Origin of the sequence: Mesorhizobium sp. WSM4308 (genome assembly GCF_002294905.1) — a bacterium.
Lineage (GTDB): Bacteria > Pseudomonadota > Alphaproteobacteria > Rhizobiales > Rhizobiaceae > Mesorhizobium.
The window spans coordinates 178,907-196,394 of sequence record NZ_NSFW01000007.1 but is presented as its reverse complement, the minus strand read 5'-3'; the positions used below and the strand labels follow the sequence as shown (position 1 = coordinate 196,394).

The 17,488-nt window shown below is 62.6% G+C and carries 15 protein-coding genes; 13 read left to right on the top strand and 2 right to left on the bottom strand.

What is annotated here, in order from left to right; genetic code table 11:
- Positions 1-23: 23 nt before the first annotated feature.
- The 6 genes from CK227_RS15155 to CK227_RS15130 all read left to right on the top strand — a co-directional run bounded on the left by CK227_RS15155 (position 24) and on the right by CK227_RS15130 (position 6,625).
- Entirely contained in the window at positions 24-1,355 is a 1,332-nt protein-coding gene (locus tag CK227_RS15155; RefSeq protein WP_095774117.1) for an ABC transporter substrate-binding protein, read from the top strand.
- Between the two features lie 64 nt (positions 1,356-1,419).
- The gene (locus CK227_RS15150) at positions 1,420-2,211 is read left to right on the top strand and encodes an ABC transporter ATP-binding protein (protein WP_095774118.1); all 792 of its coding nucleotides are present in this window, start codon (positions 1,420-1,422) and stop codon (positions 2,209-2,211) included.
- Positions 2,208-3,455, top strand: coding sequence for an SfnB family sulfur acquisition oxidoreductase (locus CK227_RS15145; protein ID WP_095774119.1), 1,248 nt, complete (start codon positions 2,208-2,210; stop codon positions 3,453-3,455). Before CK227_RS15150 ends, CK227_RS15145 begins: the two co-directional genes overlap by 4 nt.
- Before the next feature lie 33 nt (positions 3,456-3,488).
- The gene (gene ssuD, locus CK227_RS15140) at positions 3,489-4,664 is read left to right on the top strand and encodes an FMNH2-dependent alkanesulfonate monooxygenase (protein WP_095774120.1); all 1,176 of its coding nucleotides are present in this window, start codon (positions 3,489-3,491) and stop codon (positions 4,662-4,664) included.
- On the top strand, positions 4,661-6,091 hold the full coding sequence (locus tag CK227_RS15135; RefSeq protein WP_142886615.1) for an FAD/NAD(P)-binding protein: 1,431 nt from the start codon (positions 4,661-4,663) through the stop codon (positions 6,089-6,091). The genes ssuD and CK227_RS15135 overlap by 4 nt, the downstream gene beginning before the upstream one ends.
- Before the next feature lie 27 nt (positions 6,092-6,118).
- Positions 6,119-6,625: a flavin reductase family protein gene (locus tag CK227_RS15130; protein WP_095774122.1), complete on the top strand. Its 507-nt coding sequence runs from the start codon at positions 6,119-6,121 to the stop codon at positions 6,623-6,625.
- Positions 6,626-6,815: 190 nt separating this feature from the next.
- On the opposite strand, the gene iolE is transcribed toward CK227_RS15130, so the two are convergent.
- A complete protein-coding gene (gene iolE, locus CK227_RS15125; protein WP_095774123.1) occupies positions 6,816-7,715 on the bottom strand; it encodes a myo-inosose-2 dehydratase in 900 nt (299 codons plus the stop codon).
- Between the two features lie 102 nt (positions 7,716-7,817).
- Positions 7,818-9,659: a 3D-(3,5/4)-trihydroxycyclohexane-1,2-dione acylhydrolase (decyclizing) gene (gene iolD, locus CK227_RS15120; RefSeq protein ID WP_095774264.1), complete on the bottom strand. Its 1,842-nt coding sequence runs from the start codon at positions 9,657-9,659 to the stop codon at positions 7,818-7,820.
- Between the two features lie 213 nt (positions 9,660-9,872).
- On the opposite strand from iolD, the gene CK227_RS15115 reads away from it, so the two are divergent.
- From CK227_RS15115 to CK227_RS15085, 7 genes are all read left to right on the top strand, one after another.
- Positions 9,873-11,309 carry an NAD-dependent succinate-semialdehyde dehydrogenase gene (locus CK227_RS15115; RefSeq protein ID WP_095774124.1) on the top strand — a complete coding sequence of 479 codons (1,437 nt, stop codon included), beginning with the start codon at positions 9,873-9,875 and terminating at the stop codon, positions 11,307-11,309.
- 11 nt (positions 11,310-11,320) lie between these two features.
- Positions 11,321-12,136 (top strand): aldolase/citrate lyase family protein, encoded by an 816-nt coding sequence (locus tag CK227_RS15110; RefSeq protein ID WP_095774125.1) that lies wholly within the window; start codon positions 11,321-11,323, stop codon positions 12,134-12,136.
- Entirely contained in the window at positions 12,136-13,101 is a 966-nt protein-coding gene (locus CK227_RS15105) for a hydroxyacid dehydrogenase (RefSeq protein ID WP_095774126.1), read from the top strand. Before CK227_RS15110 ends, CK227_RS15105 begins: the two co-directional genes overlap by 1 nt.
- Before the next feature lie 187 nt (positions 13,102-13,288).
- Positions 13,289-14,113 (top strand): 3-methyl-2-oxobutanoate hydroxymethyltransferase, encoded by an 825-nt coding sequence (locus CK227_RS15100; RefSeq protein WP_095774127.1) that lies wholly within the window; start codon positions 13,289-13,291, stop codon positions 14,111-14,113.
- Positions 14,114-14,339: 226 nt separating this feature from the next.
- Positions 14,340-15,224 (top strand): formyltetrahydrofolate deformylase, encoded by an 885-nt coding sequence (gene purU, locus CK227_RS15095; protein ID WP_095774128.1) that lies wholly within the window; start codon positions 14,340-14,342, stop codon positions 15,222-15,224.
- A gap of 34 nt (positions 15,225-15,258) precedes the next feature.
- Positions 15,259-16,254, top strand: coding sequence for a Gfo/Idh/MocA family oxidoreductase (locus CK227_RS15090; protein ID WP_095774129.1), 996 nt, complete (start codon positions 15,259-15,261; stop codon positions 16,252-16,254).
- Between the two features lie 217 nt (positions 16,255-16,471).
- The gene (locus CK227_RS15085) at positions 16,472-17,455 is read left to right on the top strand and encodes a substrate-binding domain-containing protein (RefSeq protein ID WP_095774130.1); all 984 of its coding nucleotides are present in this window, start codon (positions 16,472-16,474) and stop codon (positions 17,453-17,455) included.
- Positions 17,456-17,488: the final 33 nt, after the last annotated feature.

Genomic DNA, 17,488 nt, shown 5'->3' with positions numbered 1-17,488 from the left:
CACAATCTCAGGAGACGCAACCCATGACCTTCTTCAGTCACCTCAAGAAAGCGGCGATCGCCACCGCCTTCGTCCTCGGCGCGACGGCCGTGCACGCCGACGAACAGCATTTTCCCCTGCAGAGCTACCGCGTCGGCCCTTATGCCGCCGGCGGCACCGGCTTCTTCGGCGGCTTCATCGACTATCTCAACCTGATCAACATCCGCGATGGCGGCGTCAACGGCGTCAAGCTGACCTGGAGCGAGGGCGAGACCCAGTATGAGGTCGAGAAGGGCGTCGAGGTCTATGAGCGGTTGAAGAGCAATCCCGGCATCGCCGCCTGGAACCCGCTTTCGGTCGGCATCGCCTACGCCATGATCGACCGCATCACCGACGACAAGGTGCCGCTGATCACCATCAATCACGGCCGCACCGACACCACCGACGGGCGCGTGTTTCCTTACGTCTTCCCGCTGCTGCTCAATCCCTACAGCGAGACCTCCGGCATCGTGAACTACATCGCCTCCAAGGCAGGCGGCCTGGACAAGCTCAAGGGCAAGAAGATCGTCGTGCTCTATCACGGCTCGCCCTACGGCAAGGAGACGATCCCGATCTATGAGCTGCTGTCGCAGAAATACGGCTTCGAACTGTCGCAGATCGAAGTTCCGCATCCGGGCAACGAACAGCAGGCGCAGTGGCTGACCATTCGTCGCGAGCACCCCGACTATGTCGTGTTGCGCGGCTGGGGCGTGATGAACCCGGTCGCCCTCAAGACCGCCCAGAAGACCGGCTTCCCGGCCGACCATATCGTCGGCAATGTCTGGTCCAACTCCGAAGAGGATGTGATCCCCGCCGGCGACGCCGCCAAGGGCTACACCGCCATCACCACCCAGGCCTCGGGCGCCGACTATCCGGTCGTCAAGGAGATCGTCAAGACGGTCTACGACGCTGGCAAGGGCAATCTTGAGGACAAGAGCCGCATCGGCTCGGTCTACCACAATCTCGGCATCGTCAACGGTATCCTCAATGTCGAAGCCATCCGCATTGCGCAGGCCAAATTCGGCAATCGTACGCTGACCGGGGATGAGGTCCGCTGGGGCTTCGAACACCTCAAGCTCGACCCGGCGCGCGTCGAAGCACTCGGCGCCAAGGACCTCTTCCACTCGATCAACGTCTCCTGGGACAATCACGAGGGTGACGGCTACGTGACCTTCCAGCAGTGGGACGGCAAGAAGTGGAACGTCGTTTCCGACTGGATCGCGCCCGACTGGAAGCTGCTGCGCCCGATCATCGAGAAGTCGTCCGAGGCCTATGCCAAGGAAAAGGGCCTCAAGATCCGCACCGCCGAAGACGCCGATGCGGTGGTCAGCAACTGAGTTTAGCCCGGGGCGGCCGACCATCCGGTCGGCCGCGCCATCCATCTTCCCAGCGGAGTTATCGATGTCCAGCCCGGAAAATCCGATCCTGTCGGTCAGCCGCGTGGAGGCCGTCTACAACGGCGCCATCGCTGCCCTGCATGGCGTCGACCTGACGGTCGGCAAGGGGGAGATCGTCGCGCTTCTCGGCTCCAACGGCGCGGGCAAGACGACACTGCTGCGCGCCGCATCCAATCTGCTCCCGGCCGAGCGGGGCACCGTTACCGCCGGGCGGATCATTTTCGATGGCGAGGATGTTTCCAGGGCAAGCCCCTCGCACCTCGTCCGCAAAGGCCTGGTCCAGGTTCTCGAGGGCCGGCACTGTTTCCGCTCGCTGACGGTCGAGGAGAATCTTCTGACCGGGGCGCTCGGGCGCTCGTCCTCGCACGCTGGCGTCAAGGCCGACCTTGAGCGCGTCTACGCACTCTTCCCCAGGCTTCTCGAGAAACGGCGAAGCCGGTCCGGTCTCACCTCCGGCGGCGAGCAGCAGATGACGGCGATCGGCAGGGGCCTGATGTCTCGGCCGAAACTCTTCGTGCTCGACGAGCCTTCGATGGGGCTGGCGCCGCTGATCGTCGACGAGATCTTCAGCGCCTTGAAGCGGCTCAATCGGGACGAAGGTCTTTCGATCCTTGTCGCCGAACAGAATTCAGCAGTGGCGCTGAAATATGCCGACCGCGCCACCGTGCTCGAAAACGGCGTCAGCGTCTTGGCCGGGCCGGCTGCCGACCTGCGCCAGCGCGACGACATCAAGACCTATTATCTCGGCGGCGCGCCGCTTCCATCGCAACACTTTCCCCAGGAGACAGCAGCATGACCATCCAATCCAAGCAGCCGTCCGACGCGTGCGTCGCCGTGCCTCCGGTCGAGCGCCCGTCGGCCAAGGCGCATGTCATCAAGACCGATGCCGAGGCGATCACTGTTGCCGAAAAACTGGCAGCCGACTTCGCCAGGGAAGCCTCGAAGCGGGACCGCGAGCGCATCTGGCCGAAGGAAGAGCTCGATGCGTTTTCGCAAAGCGGCCTGTGGTCGATCAACGTGCCGAAGGCTTATGGCGGGCCGGAGGTCTCCTATGTGACGCTGTCGAAGGTCATCACCATCATCTCGGCGGCCGATCCGTCGCTCGGCCAGATTCCGCAGAACCATCTCGGCGTCGTCGCCGCCATTCGCACCGTCTCCGACGAAGCGCAGAAGCGGCTGCTCTTCGCCGAGGTGCTGTCGGGCACGCGCTTCGGCAATGCGTTTTCCGAATTCGGCTCCAAGCGTGCCGCCGACTTCGAGACCAAGTTCGTCGATGCCGGCGACCATGTGATCGTCAACGGCCAGAAATTCTATTCGAGCGGCGCGCTGCTTGCCCATCTGGTGCCGATCGTGGCGCTCGATGACGAGGGCCGCGCCTGGTATGCGATCGCCGATCGCGGCGCGCCCGGACTGACGGTCATCGACGACTGGTCGAGCTTCGGCCAGAAGACGACGCTCTCCGGCACGGTCCTGCTCGACAATGTGAAAGTGCCGAAGACGCATCTCGTCCCCGGTTACAAGGGCTACGACAAGCCGACGGCCGACGGCCCCATCTTCCAGATCATCCAGGCCGCGGTCGACCTCGGCATCGCCAAGGCAGCGATCGACGAAACCGTCAGCTTCGTGCGGACAAAATCGCGCGCGTGGATCGACAGCGGCGTCGATCATGCCTGGCAGGATCCCTATACGATCCAGGCGATCGGCGACCTTCGCCTGCGGGCCAATGCGGCCGAGGCGGTTCTGGAAAAGGCCGGCCTTGCAGTCGATCGCGCCGTAGCCGACCCGAACGAGAAAACCGTCGCGGAAGCCCAGATCGCGGTCGCCGAATCCAAGATCCTCACCACCGAGATTGCTCTCAACGCTACCAACAAACTGTTCGAGCTGGCTGGCACGCGATCGACGCTGGCCGAGCACAACCTCGACCGCCACTGGCGCAATGCCCGTACCCATACGCTGCACGATCCGGTGCGGTGGAAATACGCGATCCTCGGCAACTATTACCTGAACGAGGTCAACCCGCCGCTCCATGCCTGGAGCTGAGCGGGAACGCCGTAAAGTCATAAAGGACTATTCATGAGCACTGCCACCCCCGACAGGATCAAGGTCCTGTGGTTTCTTCCCACCCATGGCGACAGCCGCTATCTCGGCACCTCCGAGGGCGGCAGGGCGGTCGATCTGCCCTATCTCACACAGGTCGCCAAGGCGGCCGACGCCATCGGCTACTATGGCGCGCTGCTGCCGACCGGACGCAGTTGCGAGGACAGCTGGGTGGTGGCGTCGGCGCTGGCGCCGCTGACGCAGCGATTGCGTTTTCTCGTTGCGGTTCGTCCTGGGCTGCAGTCGCCGACGCTTGCCGCACGGATGACCTCGACGCTCGACCGCATTTCGGGCGGGCGCTTGCTGATCAACGTCGTCACCGGCGGCGATCCGGTCGAGAACAAGGGCGACGGCATCTTCCTCAGCCATGACGAGCGTTATGAGGTGACGCGGGAATTCCTCGACATCTACAAGGCGGTGCTGCGCGGCGAAACCGTCGCCTTCGAGGGTAAGCATTTCCGCATCGAGGACGGAAGGCTGCTGTTCCCGCCGGTGCAGACGCCGCACCCGCCGCTCTATTTCGGCGGCTCGTCGGACGCGGCCAATGCGGTTGCCGCCGAGCAGATCGACAAATACCTGACCTGGGGCGAGCCGCCGGCGGACGTCGCCGTCAAGGTCGAGCATGTGCGCGGCCTTGCCGAAAGGGCCGGCCGCGAAGTGAGCTTTGGCATCCGATTGCATGTCATCGTCCGCGAGACCAATGACGAGGCCTGGGCGGACGCAGACCGCCTGATCAGCCGCCTGGACGACAAGACGATCGCCGAGGCGCAAAAGGTTTTCGCGCGCATGGATTCGGTCGGCCAGTCGCGCATGAGCCGGTTGCATGGCGGCAGCCGTGACAAGCTCGAAATCAGCCCGAACCTGTGGGCCGGCGTTGGCCTGGTGCGCGGCGGCGCCGGCACCGCACTGGTTGGCGATGCGGCGACCGTGGCGGAACGGATCGACGAATACCGGCGCATCGGCATCGATACCTTCATCCTGTCCGGCTATCCGCATCTGGAGGAAGCCTATCGCTTCGGCGAGCTGGTGCTGCCGCTGCTGCCGCTCGATCACGAAATCTCGACGCGACCGACAGCCGTGAACATGGGGCCGTTCGGCGAGACCGTAGCCGGCGATCACCGACCATCGGCGCTGCGCGCGAGCCAATCTTGAGCGCTTCCCACATGGCCGGCAAACCGGCGGTCGTCATCATCGGCGGCGGCTTTTCCGGTGCCGCAACCGCCTTTCACCTGGCGCGGCTCTTGCCGACCGGCACGGCCGATATCGTCGTGGTCGAACCGCGCGAGGCGCTCGGCTATGGTCTGGCCTATTCGACGGACGATCCCTCGCACCGCATCAATGTGCGCGCATCCAGAATGACGCTGATCTCAGGTGAGGACGGCCATTTTTCCAACTGGCTGGAGCAGACCTGCGCTATTTTGAACGACGTGGAGGCAGTCGCCGCCAGCGGTGCGATCTATCCGCAGCGCCGGGTCTTCGGCCGCTATGTCGCATCCCACCTGCAGCCTTTCCTGCAAAGCAAAGCGATCCGCCATGTCAGGGCCGAGGTTGTTTCGGTCGAGCGCAGTGGCGAGGGCTACCGGCTCGTCCTGTCCGATGGCGCTACGCTTGCCGCCGATGCCGTGGTGATCGCGGCAACGCATCCATTGCCCGCACTGCCGGCGCCGCTGCGCGGCGTGGCAGCTGTCGCCGGGTTGGTGGCCAATCCCTACGATCTCGAACGGCTGCAGGCGATCGGCCGCGATGACCATGTTCTCATCGTTGGCACCGGTTTGACCTCGGCGGATGTCATTGCAACGCTCGACCGCAAGGGCCATCGCGGCCGCATCACGGCACTGTCGCGCCATGGCTATCGCTCGCATGTGCAGGCCGCGATGCAGGGCGACCCGATCGGCGACTTCACCAGCCCGCCTTTACGCAGCGCCACGGCGCTGCTCAGGCGCATCCGAGCCACGATCGCGGCAGCGACGCGACAGGGCGAAGACTGGTACCCCGTTCTCGACGCTGTCCGGCGTCAGGGGCAGTTGATCTGGCAGGCCTTGCCGCTCGCCGAGCAGCGCCGCGTGGTGCGCCATCTTCGCGCGCTCTGGGACGTGCATCGCTTCCGCATCGCGCCGCAGGTAGCAGTCGTGCTGGATCGCCGCCTTGTCGGGGGCACGCTCGCTTTTCGCGCCGCATCGATTGTCGGGGCCGAAGAGGCCAACGGGCGTATCCGCGTCACGCAGCGGCCAAGGCGCCGCCACAACCTCATCGTCGAAGCGTTCGACAGCGTGATCGTGACGACCGGGCCGGCGCATGCCGATATTCTTCGCACCAACACCGCGATTGCCAGCCTGGGACATCTGGGCCTGGTCCGTCTTGACCCAACCGGCCTCGGTCTGGAGACCGACGGACAGGGTCGCGCGGTCGGTGCGTCAGGTCACCCGGTCGACAATATTTTCATCAGCGGACCGCTGGCACGCGGCAGCGTCGGCGAGCTGATGGGACTTCCCGAGGTCACCGAGCATGCCGAGGGCATTGCTGCCGAAATTCACCAATGGTTGGGATATCAAACGGCGTTGCGTCGCAAGGCGTCGTGACGCTGCAAACACGATGAGGCTATCCAGATGACACTGACCGAACGCATTCTCCTGGATGAAACCCGGATCCCCCTGAAATTTGCGATGCGACACCTGCCCGGCGCCGTGTCCGTGGTCACCGCAGGTATCGGCGACGAACGCACGGGCGCAACGGTTACCACCGCCCACTCCTTGTCGGTCGAACCGGAGGTAATGGTCGTCAGCATCAACCTGAGTTCCTCGACATGGGCTGCCATCAGCCGGCATCGCCACTTCTGCGTGAATGTGCTGCGCGCCGACCAGATCGAGATTGCCGACCGCTTCGCCGGACGCGGCGGCCTCAAGGGATCGGCGCGTTACGAGGGCGCTCGCTGGTCCAGCCTCGCAACCGGCGCACTGGCGCTCGAAGGTGCGCTTGCCGCGGTCGACTGCACTGTCGAGGATACGATTGTTCGCCACAGCCATGCGCTGATCCTCGGCAGCGTCCGGCATGTGGTGAGTGGAGAGCCTGGCCCGGCATTGATCTATCACCACGGCGCATACGGATCGTCGTAGACACCTGTTTGATGGGCGGCGCAGTGATCGAAGCGTTCGACGCCACAAGGGCGTTGGTGCCTTGAAGAGAAAGAGAAAAGGCCAGGCAGATCTCGGCCCAACCCAAAGTCCCGCATACTAGAGGTTAATCGACCGCCATAACGTTACAAATGTTGCCGTAAATGATTGATTTTATTAACATAGTTTGAGTTCAATCCTCTACTGAGTAGCCGGACGCTGCCATGACACGCCGCAACTCCTGATGGCCGATCCTGGCCATCCTCAGGGGTGGGCTCTTCACGGGATCCTGTTCGGCCTCAACCACAAACCAGCCTTCATAGCCGTGGAAGGCGAGGCGCTTCACGATGGCCTCAAAATCCAGAGATCCGTCACCCGGCACGGTGAAGGCGCCCTTGACCACAGCGTCGAGAAAGCTTTCGCGCGTGCGATCGAGGCCCTCGATGACATGCCGGCGCACGTCCTTGGTGTGGACGTGCGAAATCCGGCCATGGTGCTTGTCGATGACGCGCAGCACATCGCCGCCGGCGAATGCCATATGCCCGGCATCGTAAAGCAGCGGCAGAGCCTTTCCGGACTGGTTCATCAACTGATCCACCTCTGCTTCGGTCTCGATCGCCGCCCCCATATGATGGTGATAGGCAATCGGCATGCCTTCGCCGGCGCACCACTCAGCGAACGCTGTCAGCTTCCGGCCGTAGGTCTTAGTCTCCTCCTGGGACAGGCGACGCTTTGTGGCAAGTGGCGCGGTGCGGTCGCCCTGGATTGAGCCAGCGGTTTCGCCGTACACGATGCAGGGAGCATCCACCGCCTTGAAAAGTGCCATCTGCTTGCCGATACGATCCTTCTCGGTCTCGATGTCGCCATCGAGCAGCAGGCCCGAAAACCACCCTCCGCAAACGCTCATGCCTTGTTGCTTGAGGATCGGGTCGAGTACCTTTGCCTCCATGGGGAACCGGCGGCCGGTCTCCATGCCAGTGAAACCGGCTTCGCGCGCTTGCCGCAGGCACTCCTCCAACGATACGTCGTCGCTCAGTTCGGGAAGGTCGTCGTTCCACCATGCGATCGGCGCGATGCCGAGTTTGGCTTTCATTGTTCATCTCCATGGAAGCTTCGCCGTGGAAAAAAGCCGGAACAATTCGAAGGGAGGTCCGAATCGTTCCGGCTGGGGGCGCAATGGGGGCGCCGAACGTGATCAGGTGCCAACGCGTTGCCTTTTGCGGCCTTCCGTTTGGGAGGCGCGGGCTTCTAAGACTTCCTGCCGCTCACTGATTTCAGGCACACCGACATCCCACCACGCGTCGCCTGGCGTCCAGGTGAAGGCGTCCGTGACGATGGTTATGACGGTGGTGCGGTCGGTGGTCTTGGCCCACTCCAGCGCCTGGCCGAAATCGGCGAGGCTGTCGACATGGCGCGTCAAGGCGCCCATCGCTTCGGCGTGCTTGGCAAAGTCGACGCCGAAGGGCTCCTTCACCCGGCAATCCCTGATCAGATTGTTGAACGAGGCGCCGCCCTTGCCGTTCTGCAGGCGGTTGATGACGGCATAGCCGCCATTGTCGCAGACGATGATGATCATCTTGTGCCCGGCAAGAACCGAAGAGTAGATGTCGGAGTTCATCATCATATACGTGCCATCGCCGATCATGACGATCGGGGTTCGGGTCGGATCGGCCATCGCTGCACCCCATCCGGCTGCGATCTCGTAGCCCATGCACGAGAAGCCGAATTCGCAATCGAAGGTGTTGGGCTCCTTGACGCGCCAGTTCTTCATCACTTCGCCGGGCAGCCCGCCTGCGGCCGTAATGAGCAGGTCGCGCTCGCCAGCCTTGGCATTCACCACCCCGACGACTTGCGCGTAGGTCGGCACAGGGTCGTTGGTTGGCTTCTGGAAGGTATCGAGCATGGCGTTCCACTTGGCGAATTCGGCGCGCCCCTTGCTGGTCCACTCCGGGTCTGCCTGCCAGGCGCCAAGCGTGTCGTCGAGTTCGCGCAGTGTTTCCAGCGCATCGCCGACCACCGGCAGGGCCCGATGCTTGGTCGCGTCCCAGCGCGCGGCATTGATCGATACGAACTTGGCATCGGGTGCGAATGCGCTCCATGAGCCGGTGGTGAAATCCATCAGCCTGGTTCCGACCGCCAGCACGACATCTGCCTGAGCAGCCAACGCGTTTGCCGAGGTCGAGCCCACAATCCCGATCGGGCCCACATGTGCGGGATGGTCGTGCGAGACGGTGCCCTTTCCGGCGATCGTCTCGGCCAGCGGGATCCCGCGTTTTTCGGCCATATGAGCGAGCACCTTGCCGGCGTCGGAATAGCGCACGCCGCCACCCGAAATAATGAGGAGCCGCTTCGCATTCCGCAGAATGCGAATGGCCTCCGCCAACCGGTCCCGGTCGGGGCGTGCGCGGGGAATTGAATGGACGGTCCGCTCGAAAAAGGCCGCGGGATAGTCCCAGGCGATTTCCTGGACGTCCTGAGGCAAGGCAATGAAGGCCGGACCGCAATCGGCCGGATCGAGCAGCACGGCGAGGGCCTGTGGCAGGGAAGACAGGATCTGCTCGGGATGGACAATGCGGTCCCAGTAGCGGGTCACCGCCTTGAAGGCATCGTTGACGTTGATGGTGGGGTCCCCGAAATGCTCGACCTGCTGCATGACCGGGTCGGGTCTGCGATTGACGAAGGTGTCGCCCGACAGGAGAAGCACGGGCAGCCGGTTCGAATGGGCCACGCCAGCAGCCGTAACCATGTTCAGCGCCCCTGGGCCGATCGAGGTTGCCGCCACCATGATTTGTCTGCGGCGCCTTGCTTTGGCAAAGCCAATCGCGGCGAGCGCCATCGATTGCTCGTTTTGCCCCCGCCAGGTCGGAAGTACATCCTTCACCGCTTCGAGCGCCTCGGAAAGGCAGGTGACGTTGCCATGTCCGAAAATGGCGAATACGCCCGGAAAGAGCGGCAGCTGCTCGCCGTCAATGACGACGAACTGGTTGCACAGGTAGCGCACCAGCGCCTGTGCCACGGTCAGACGGACTGTTGCCATCATCTCACTCCTCCCTCGTATGACTTTTTCATTTCTACAGAATGAATATTGACAAATCAACCGTTCTGCAATGGTTATTGCGGGGCTGAGGGAGATAGCAGTTTTTGCTGTCTTTGGTTTTGCCGATGACGATCGCCGCTGCTGATCCTGGTGGAGGCGATGAGGGTAGACGGAGGGGTGCTCTCCGCCAATGCAAGCGAGATCGGGTAATCCATGTACCAAGACTTTGGATTGTTCATCAACGGCCAGTGGCGCGCCGCCGAGGGCAGGGGAACCACTTCGGTGGTGAGCCCGGTGACCGAAGAGCCGGTTGGCGACGCTCCGGTCGCGACGCGCGCCGATACCGAGGAGGCGCTTGAAAGTGCCGCTCGCGGTCTATTGGCCTGGAGACGCCGCACTGGCTTCGAGCGGGCTGAGGCCCTGCACGCCGTCGCCGACGAAATGAGCCGCCGCAAGGCGGAAGGCGCGCGCATGATCTCGACCGAGACCGGCAAGCCGATCGCGCAATCGGAGCGCGAATGGAGCCTCGCTGTCGACCAGTTCCGCTGGTACGCCGAAGAGGCTCGGCGCATTTATGGGCGCGTTGTCGAAAGCCGCGTTCCCGGGGGTCGTTTCGAGATCCTGCACGAGCCAATAGGGATCGCCGCGGCCTTCACGGCATGGAACTTTCCCGCCGCCCTTGTTGCCCGCAAGGTGGCGCCGGCGCTTGCTGCCGGCTGCTCGATCATCGTGCGCCCATCAAGCCAGACGCCCGGCACCGCCATGGTTATTGTCGACTGCATTCGCGCTGGCAACCTGCCCGCCGGTACGGTCAGTCTAGTGGTTGGCCCAACCGGCACGACCTACACGCCGATCATGGCGTCGCCACAGGTCCGCAAGGTGTCGCTGACCGGGTCAACCCGTGTCGGCCAGCAAATGATCCGCGATGCCGCCGACACGGTGAAGAAAGTGTCGATGGAGCTTGGCGGCAACGCGCCGCTGATCGTGTTCGACGATGCCGACCTGGAGACCGCACTCAATGTTTCGGTGCCCACCAAATACGCAAATGCGGGCCAGGTCTGCGTCACGCCCGACCGGTTCTTCGTGCACGAGAGCATCCACGACGCTTTCGTCGATGGCTTCGTGCAGCGCACCAAGGCGCTCAAGCTGGGCAATGGACTGGACCCTTCCGTCCAGATGGGTCCGCTCATAAATGCCAACCGCCTGGCCGGTATCGAGAGCATCATCGCCGAGGCCGAGAATGCGGGCGCCAGGATCGTTGCTGGCGGGCGGCGTGCGAGCGCCTTCAACGACGGTTATTTCCATGAGCCCACGGTGCTGGTCGATGTCAGCGACGAGATGCGGGTGTTCTCACAAGAGAATTTCGGGCCGATCGCCGCCATCACCCGGTTCTCCTCGGATGACGAGGTGCTTGAGCGCGCCAACGCTTCCGACATGGGACTGTCCGCTTACGCTTTCACGCGCAGCCCCAAGCGCGCCCGTCGCGCGGTCGCCGAACTCAAATCGGGCATGGTCGGCATCAACAGCTTTGCGCTGGCGGCATCCGAAGCGCCCTTCGGCGGCACGAATTATTCCGGCATGGGCCGCGAAGGCGGCCTGGAAGGTATCGGCGACTACCTCGATACCAAGCTCGCCCAAATCGTATTCTAACGGAGGCTGGATTGATCAAGAACAAGCTCAAGCAAATCTGGGCTGCTGGCCAGCCTACCGTCAACGGCTGGCTGTCCATCGGCAACCCCTTCACCGCCGAGATCATGGCCGCGCAGGGCTATGACAGCCTCAGCATCGACCTCCAGCACGGCGCGCTCGACTATTCGATGCTTCTGCCCATGTTCCAGGCTATGCGCGCCTCGGGTGTCGTGCCGATGGCACGCGTACCCTGGCTGGAGCCCGGCATCGTCATGAAGGTGCTGGATGCCGGGGCCTATGGCGTGATCTGCCCGATGGTCAATACAGCGCAACAGGCAGCGCAATTCGTCAGCTACCTGCGCTATCCGCCGGCCGGTCAGCGCAGTTTCGGGCCGACCCGCGCCAACTTTTCGGCTGGTGCGAACTACGCCGCGGAGGCCAATGATGAAATCCTGGCCTTTGCCATGGTCGAGACCGCCGAGGCGATGCGCAATCTCGAGGCGATTGTTGCAACGCCTGGGCTCGACGGGGTCTATGTCGGCCCCGCGGACCTGACATTCAGTCTGCACCAGGGGCGGCTCGCCCCCGCCTTCGACCGCGAGGAGCCGGAGATGATCGAGGCTTTGCAGACCATTGTTGCGACCTGCAAGAAGTTCGGCAAGCGCTCGGCACTCCATTGCGGCACGCCCGATTATGCGGCGCGGGCCGTCGGATGGGGCTACGACATGACAACCGTGTCGGGGGATTCCCGTCTGCTTGCCGCCGCGGCCTTGCACAGTGTGTCACGCTTCCGCGATCTGACCGGCCACAACGTGGCTGCGACCGCGCCCGGCAAGGAATCTTACTGATGCCACACGTCCTGATCGCAGGCCGACTCCATCCAAGTGGCATTGCCCTTCTCGATGCCACGCCAGGCGTCACCTACGACTACGTTGAGGACGTGTCGGAGCCGAGCTATGCGCCCCTGATCGACCAGGCCGAGGGGCTTGTCCTTCGCACGCAGCCATTGTCTGGCGCGACAGTCGCCCGCGCCAGCAAACTCAGGATCGTCTCACGCCATGGCGTCGGCTACGACGCCGTCGACCTGCCATCGCTCAACAGCCGCGGCATCGCGTTGGCGATCGTCGGTGACGTCAATTCGGTGTCGGTGGCCGAGCACGCGATGATGCTTTTGCTGGCGGCAAGCAAGCGGCTTGTCCGTGCCGACAAGGCCGTGCGCGACGGCAACTGGGGCTGGCGCAACAGCCTTGAGGCCCAGGAACTCTTCGGCAAGCGGCTGCTGATCATCGGCTATGGCCGCATCGGCCGGCATCTGGCGCGTATGGCCGCGGCCTTTGGCATGGAGGTGCGGGCGCACGACCCGTTGCTCTCCAAACAGGGCTGGCCAGACGGGTCTATCATTTCGCAAAGCAACCTGGCTCAGGGACTGGCATGGGCGGACGCCGTTTCGGTCAACGTGCCCAAAGCCGACGAGCCGGTCATCGGCGCTGGCGAGATCGCGGTGATGAAACGCAGTGCGATCCTGATCAACACGGCGCGTGGCGGCGTGGTGGATGAAGTGGCGCTGGGGGCGGCCTTGCGCGACGGCCGCATCGGCGCGGCCGGTCTGGATGTGTTCGATGACGAACCGCCGCCGCTCGATCACCCGCTGTTTGGTCTGGACCAGGTGATACTGACCCCGCACATTGCCGGCCTGACTGCCGAGTGTGGGGAACGAATGGCCGTCTCGTCCGTCCAAAATGTGCTCGATTTCTTCGCCGGCAAGATCGATCCAACGCTTGTGGTCAACGATGCCCGGCTGAACGGCAGGTGAGCGGCTCGACAAGGGTGACCACGCCAGCGCGGTTAAGCAGCTCGCTGCCAGGCAGTCCGGTTGGTCCTCAGTCAAGGACGCTACAACCAACTCATTTCGGTAAATGCCGGACACGCTAAAATTTCACGCAGCACGATACATAAGTCCCTTGCAGGAAAATCTCTCCAGCCATCCACGGGGTGCATCCTTGGTTCATAAAAATACCCGCCCAACTGTCGCTGACATTCGCGCCATGAAGGCGCGAGGGCACAAGATCTCAATGCTTTACGTCACGACGCTGGATGAGGCTGCAGCTGCCGACGCGGCCGGGGTTCATATGCTGTCGATCGAGGGTCGCTTCTTTTCTCCCGCAATGCGCGAGGCCGCTGGGCGTTGCTTCGTGCAGGTCGGACTGCCATTTGGTTCGTCCGGAACGCTCGAGGGCAGCAGGCTCGCCACTGCAGAGGATTATCTTCGCGCGGCCTTTCACTTTGCCGCGATGGGAGGGGACTGCTTTTATTGTGCGGCTTCCTATGACATTCAAAAGGTGCTTTGCGACAACCGGGTGCCCATCGTTGCCCATGTCGGCCTTGTCCCGACCCATATCACCTGGACGGGCTTTCGTGCCGTCGGCAAGACGGCGTCGGAAGCCTTGATGATCTGGCGGCAGGTAAAGCAACTTGAAACGGTTGGCTGCTTCGGGGCTGAGCTTGAGGTCGTGCCAGATCGGCTTGGCGAATTCATTTCAAGAAATACGTCGATGATCATGCTCGGCATGGGAGCCGGACCGGGCGCTGACGCCCAGTATCTGTTCGCCGAAGATGTTTTGGGTCATACCGAAGGCTACAAGCCGCGCCATGCGAAAACCTACCGCAACTTTGCCGCGGAATATGCTCGGCTTCAACAAGAGCGGATCGCGGCTTTCAAGGAATTCGTCACAGACGTCGACGCCGGTGCTTACCCGACCCCGCACCACAATGTCGCGATGCAGGAGAGCGAATATGTCCAGTTCATGGAGCAGGTCAAACTTTGAGCTGCGGGGTCTGCAGGTTTCATACGACCGCCATCCAGGCTCACTTGCTTGTCGCCCAATGACTGCGCTTCTCAATGCGGTCTACATCGCGACCTCGCCTAACTGCGGCCGCCGGCAAGGTGGGTGCCAGCTGCCGAAGCAGGTCAGCGCATTGTGATCAATGTCCACCCCAACCACGTCGCCACCTTCGACACGGCCTCCCGATATTAAGTGCCAAGGAAGAATCATGTCCAACTTTGCCCTTCGTGTGAAATGCCGCTCAACCAGGGGGATCGTTGCCGCCATTTCAACGTTCCTGGCAGATCAGACCTGCAACATTACCGACAGTGCCCAGTTCGATGATGTCGATACCGGAAATTTCTTCATGCGGGTCAGCTTTCGCTCCGAAGGCGGTCAAGGCCTCGAAGAACTCAAGACAGGGTTCGAAGCGATTGCTTCACCTTTTGGCATGGAGGCACAATTCTTCGACGAGGCCGTCAAACGCAAGGTCATCATCATGGTCTCGCGCTTCGGTCACTGCCTTAACGACCTTCTTTATCGCTGGCGTATCGGTGCTCTTCCCATCGACATCGTGGCGGTGATTTCCAACCATATGGAGTACCAAAAGGTCGTTGTGAATCACGATATTCCCTTCCATTGCATCGCGATGAGGAGAGAAAACAAGCTCCAGGCCGAAGCGCAGCAGATGCGCATTGTGGAGGAAACGGGCGCCGAGCTGGTCGTGCTGGCCCGCTATATGCAGGTCCTGTCAGACGACATGTGCCGGACCATGTCGGGCCGGATCATCAACATCCACCACTCGTTCCTGCCTTCGTTCAAGGGCGCCAACCCTTACAAACAGGCCTACGAGCGGGGCGTGAAACTGATCGGCGCCACATCGCATTACGTCACCGCCGAGTTGGACGAAGGGCCGATCATCGAGCAGGATACGGTGCGCGTGACCCATGCTCAATCCAACGAGGACTATGTCAGCCTCGGCCGCGACGTCGAGGCTCAAGTCCTCGCCCGCGCGATCCATGCCCACATCCACGGACGCGTGTTTCTCAATGGCAACAAGACGGTCGTCTTTCCGCCGTCGCCGGGTTCGTATGCTTCGGAGCGAATGGGATGACCGCACGCAAGGCTGGTGGTTTACGGGGGGCCAAATGAGTCTCGGTATCGGCATCATCGGTGCGGGCGTCATGGGCGCGGACCATGCCCGCACTCTCGCCACTCAGGTCGGCGGCGCCAAACTCGTTGCCGTTTCAGATCCCGACGAGGCGCGAGCTTGCGAGGTCGCGCGTGCAAACGAAGCGCGCCGTCATCACACTGACGGCTTTGCCCTTATCGAAGATCCGGTGGTCGAGGCCGTGATCGTCGCTTCCCCCGATCATACGCATGCCGCGATGGTGCTGGCTTGCCTGCGAGCTGGCAAACCCGTGCTGTGCGAGAAGCCGCTCGCGCCCACGGTGGCCGAATGCCGCGAATTGATCGAAGCCGAGCAGCGTACAGGCCGGCGCATGATCCAGGTCGGGTTCATGCGCCGGTTCGACCCGGCCTATGCCGCCATGCACGCAACGCTGTCCTCAGGCCGGCTGGGACGGCCGCTGCTCATGCATTGCGCCCATCGCAACGCCGTGGCGCCAGGCTTCTTTACGCCGGAGATGTCGATTGCAAATGCGGCGGTGCACGAATTCGATGTCGTGCGGTGGCTGTTGGGTTTCGAAGCTGTGGCGGTCACTGCGCTGCGGTCGGCCAGCAAGGCCAACGGAGCGCTGCGCGATCCTATCCTGCTGCTTCTCGAGATGCAGAATGGCGTTCTGGTCGACATCGAGATCTTCATGAACGCAGCCTACGGCTACGACATCCGCGCTGAACTGGTCTGCGAGAACGGCACGATCGAGCTTGGCCGGCCCGCGCCGAACCTCGTGCGCAACGAAGGTGGGGAGGCGCGCACTTTCCCCGGTGACTGGCGTGGTCGCTTCAGCGATGCCTATCGGCTCCAACTGCAAGCTTGGATAGGCGGCATTGGCGGCAAGACGCAAAGCGGCGCAGGCGCGCTCGATGGGTATGTCGCGACCCAGATCGCGCAAGCAGCCCTTCGTTCGCTTGCCAGCGGCGCGCGCGAGGAGATTTCGCCCGACGCATCCCTCACAGGATAGGACGCGGCCGGTGAGTTTTTTTGATCCCTGAAAACAGGCGCATGTCGCCGACAGCGCAAAGCCTTTCAATGCATGTTGCAAGCCTTTTAGATTAGAAATTTCTGTTGCAAGAAGATGCCGTTTGTGATTTTCTCGCAGCTGGCTCTAAGCCGACAAATGCCTCGACGGAGGTCCGCCACAACGCGCGGGATTCGGGGCGTCTCTGGGAGGAACTTGAATGCGCATCACGAAAGCAATTGGCGCGACCATCGCGCTGTCGATCCTGCTTGGCCTGGCGCCAGCGGCCCGTGCGGCCGATGCCGACCACAAGGACGAATGGTCCAAGATCAACATCCTGTTCGTGCCTTGGTCGCAGTCCTCGAACCCATTTTTCGAGGCGGTGATCAGCGGCGCCAAGGATGCTGCCGCCCAGCAGGGCGTCAACATCGACGTCCAGTTCGGCGAAGAAGACCAGCAGCACCAGCTTGGCATCCTTGAGACCGGCATTGCCAACAAGGTCACGGCCATCGCCGTCAACATCTCCGATGACAACGCCTATATCGACGTCCTGTGCAACGCCGTGAAGCAGAACATCCCGGTCGTCACCTTCAACATCGATGACTCCCGTCACGGCGCGGCGGGCTCAACCTGCCGGCTGGCCTTCATGGGCCAGAACTTCGCCGATGCCGGTTATGTGCTCGGCAAGCGCATGATCGAGGAGCACCATCTGAAGAAGGGCGACGTCGTGTTCACGCCCGTCGAGGCACCCCAGGCGACCTACGCCGTGCAGCGCCATGCCGGCGTGCAAAAGGCCCTGGAAGAGATCGGTGCGACCTCCGAGATCCTCGGTACCGGCAACGACCACGCCCAGGCGCTCAACCTCATGACCCAGTATCTGCTGGGGCATCCCAAGACCGCCGCCGTGATCGGCCTTGGTCAAACACCTACCAGCCAAGCCGTTCAGTCAATAAAGGACGCCGGCCTCAAGATCCCGTCCGCGGGCTTCGACGTCTCCAAGGAGATTCTCGATAACATCGCCAACGGCGAACTTACCGCCGCGGTTGATCAGCAGCCCTACAGCCAGGGCTACTATGCCGTGACCCAGCTCGCGCTTTATCTCAAATACGGCCTCTACCCATCCGAGATGGATACGGGCGGCAAGGGCCTCATCGACAAGACCAACTACAAGCTTGCCGAGAAATGGGCCGGTCCCGTCCGCTAGACCAAGGTTGACGCTACACGACGACGTCCGGCG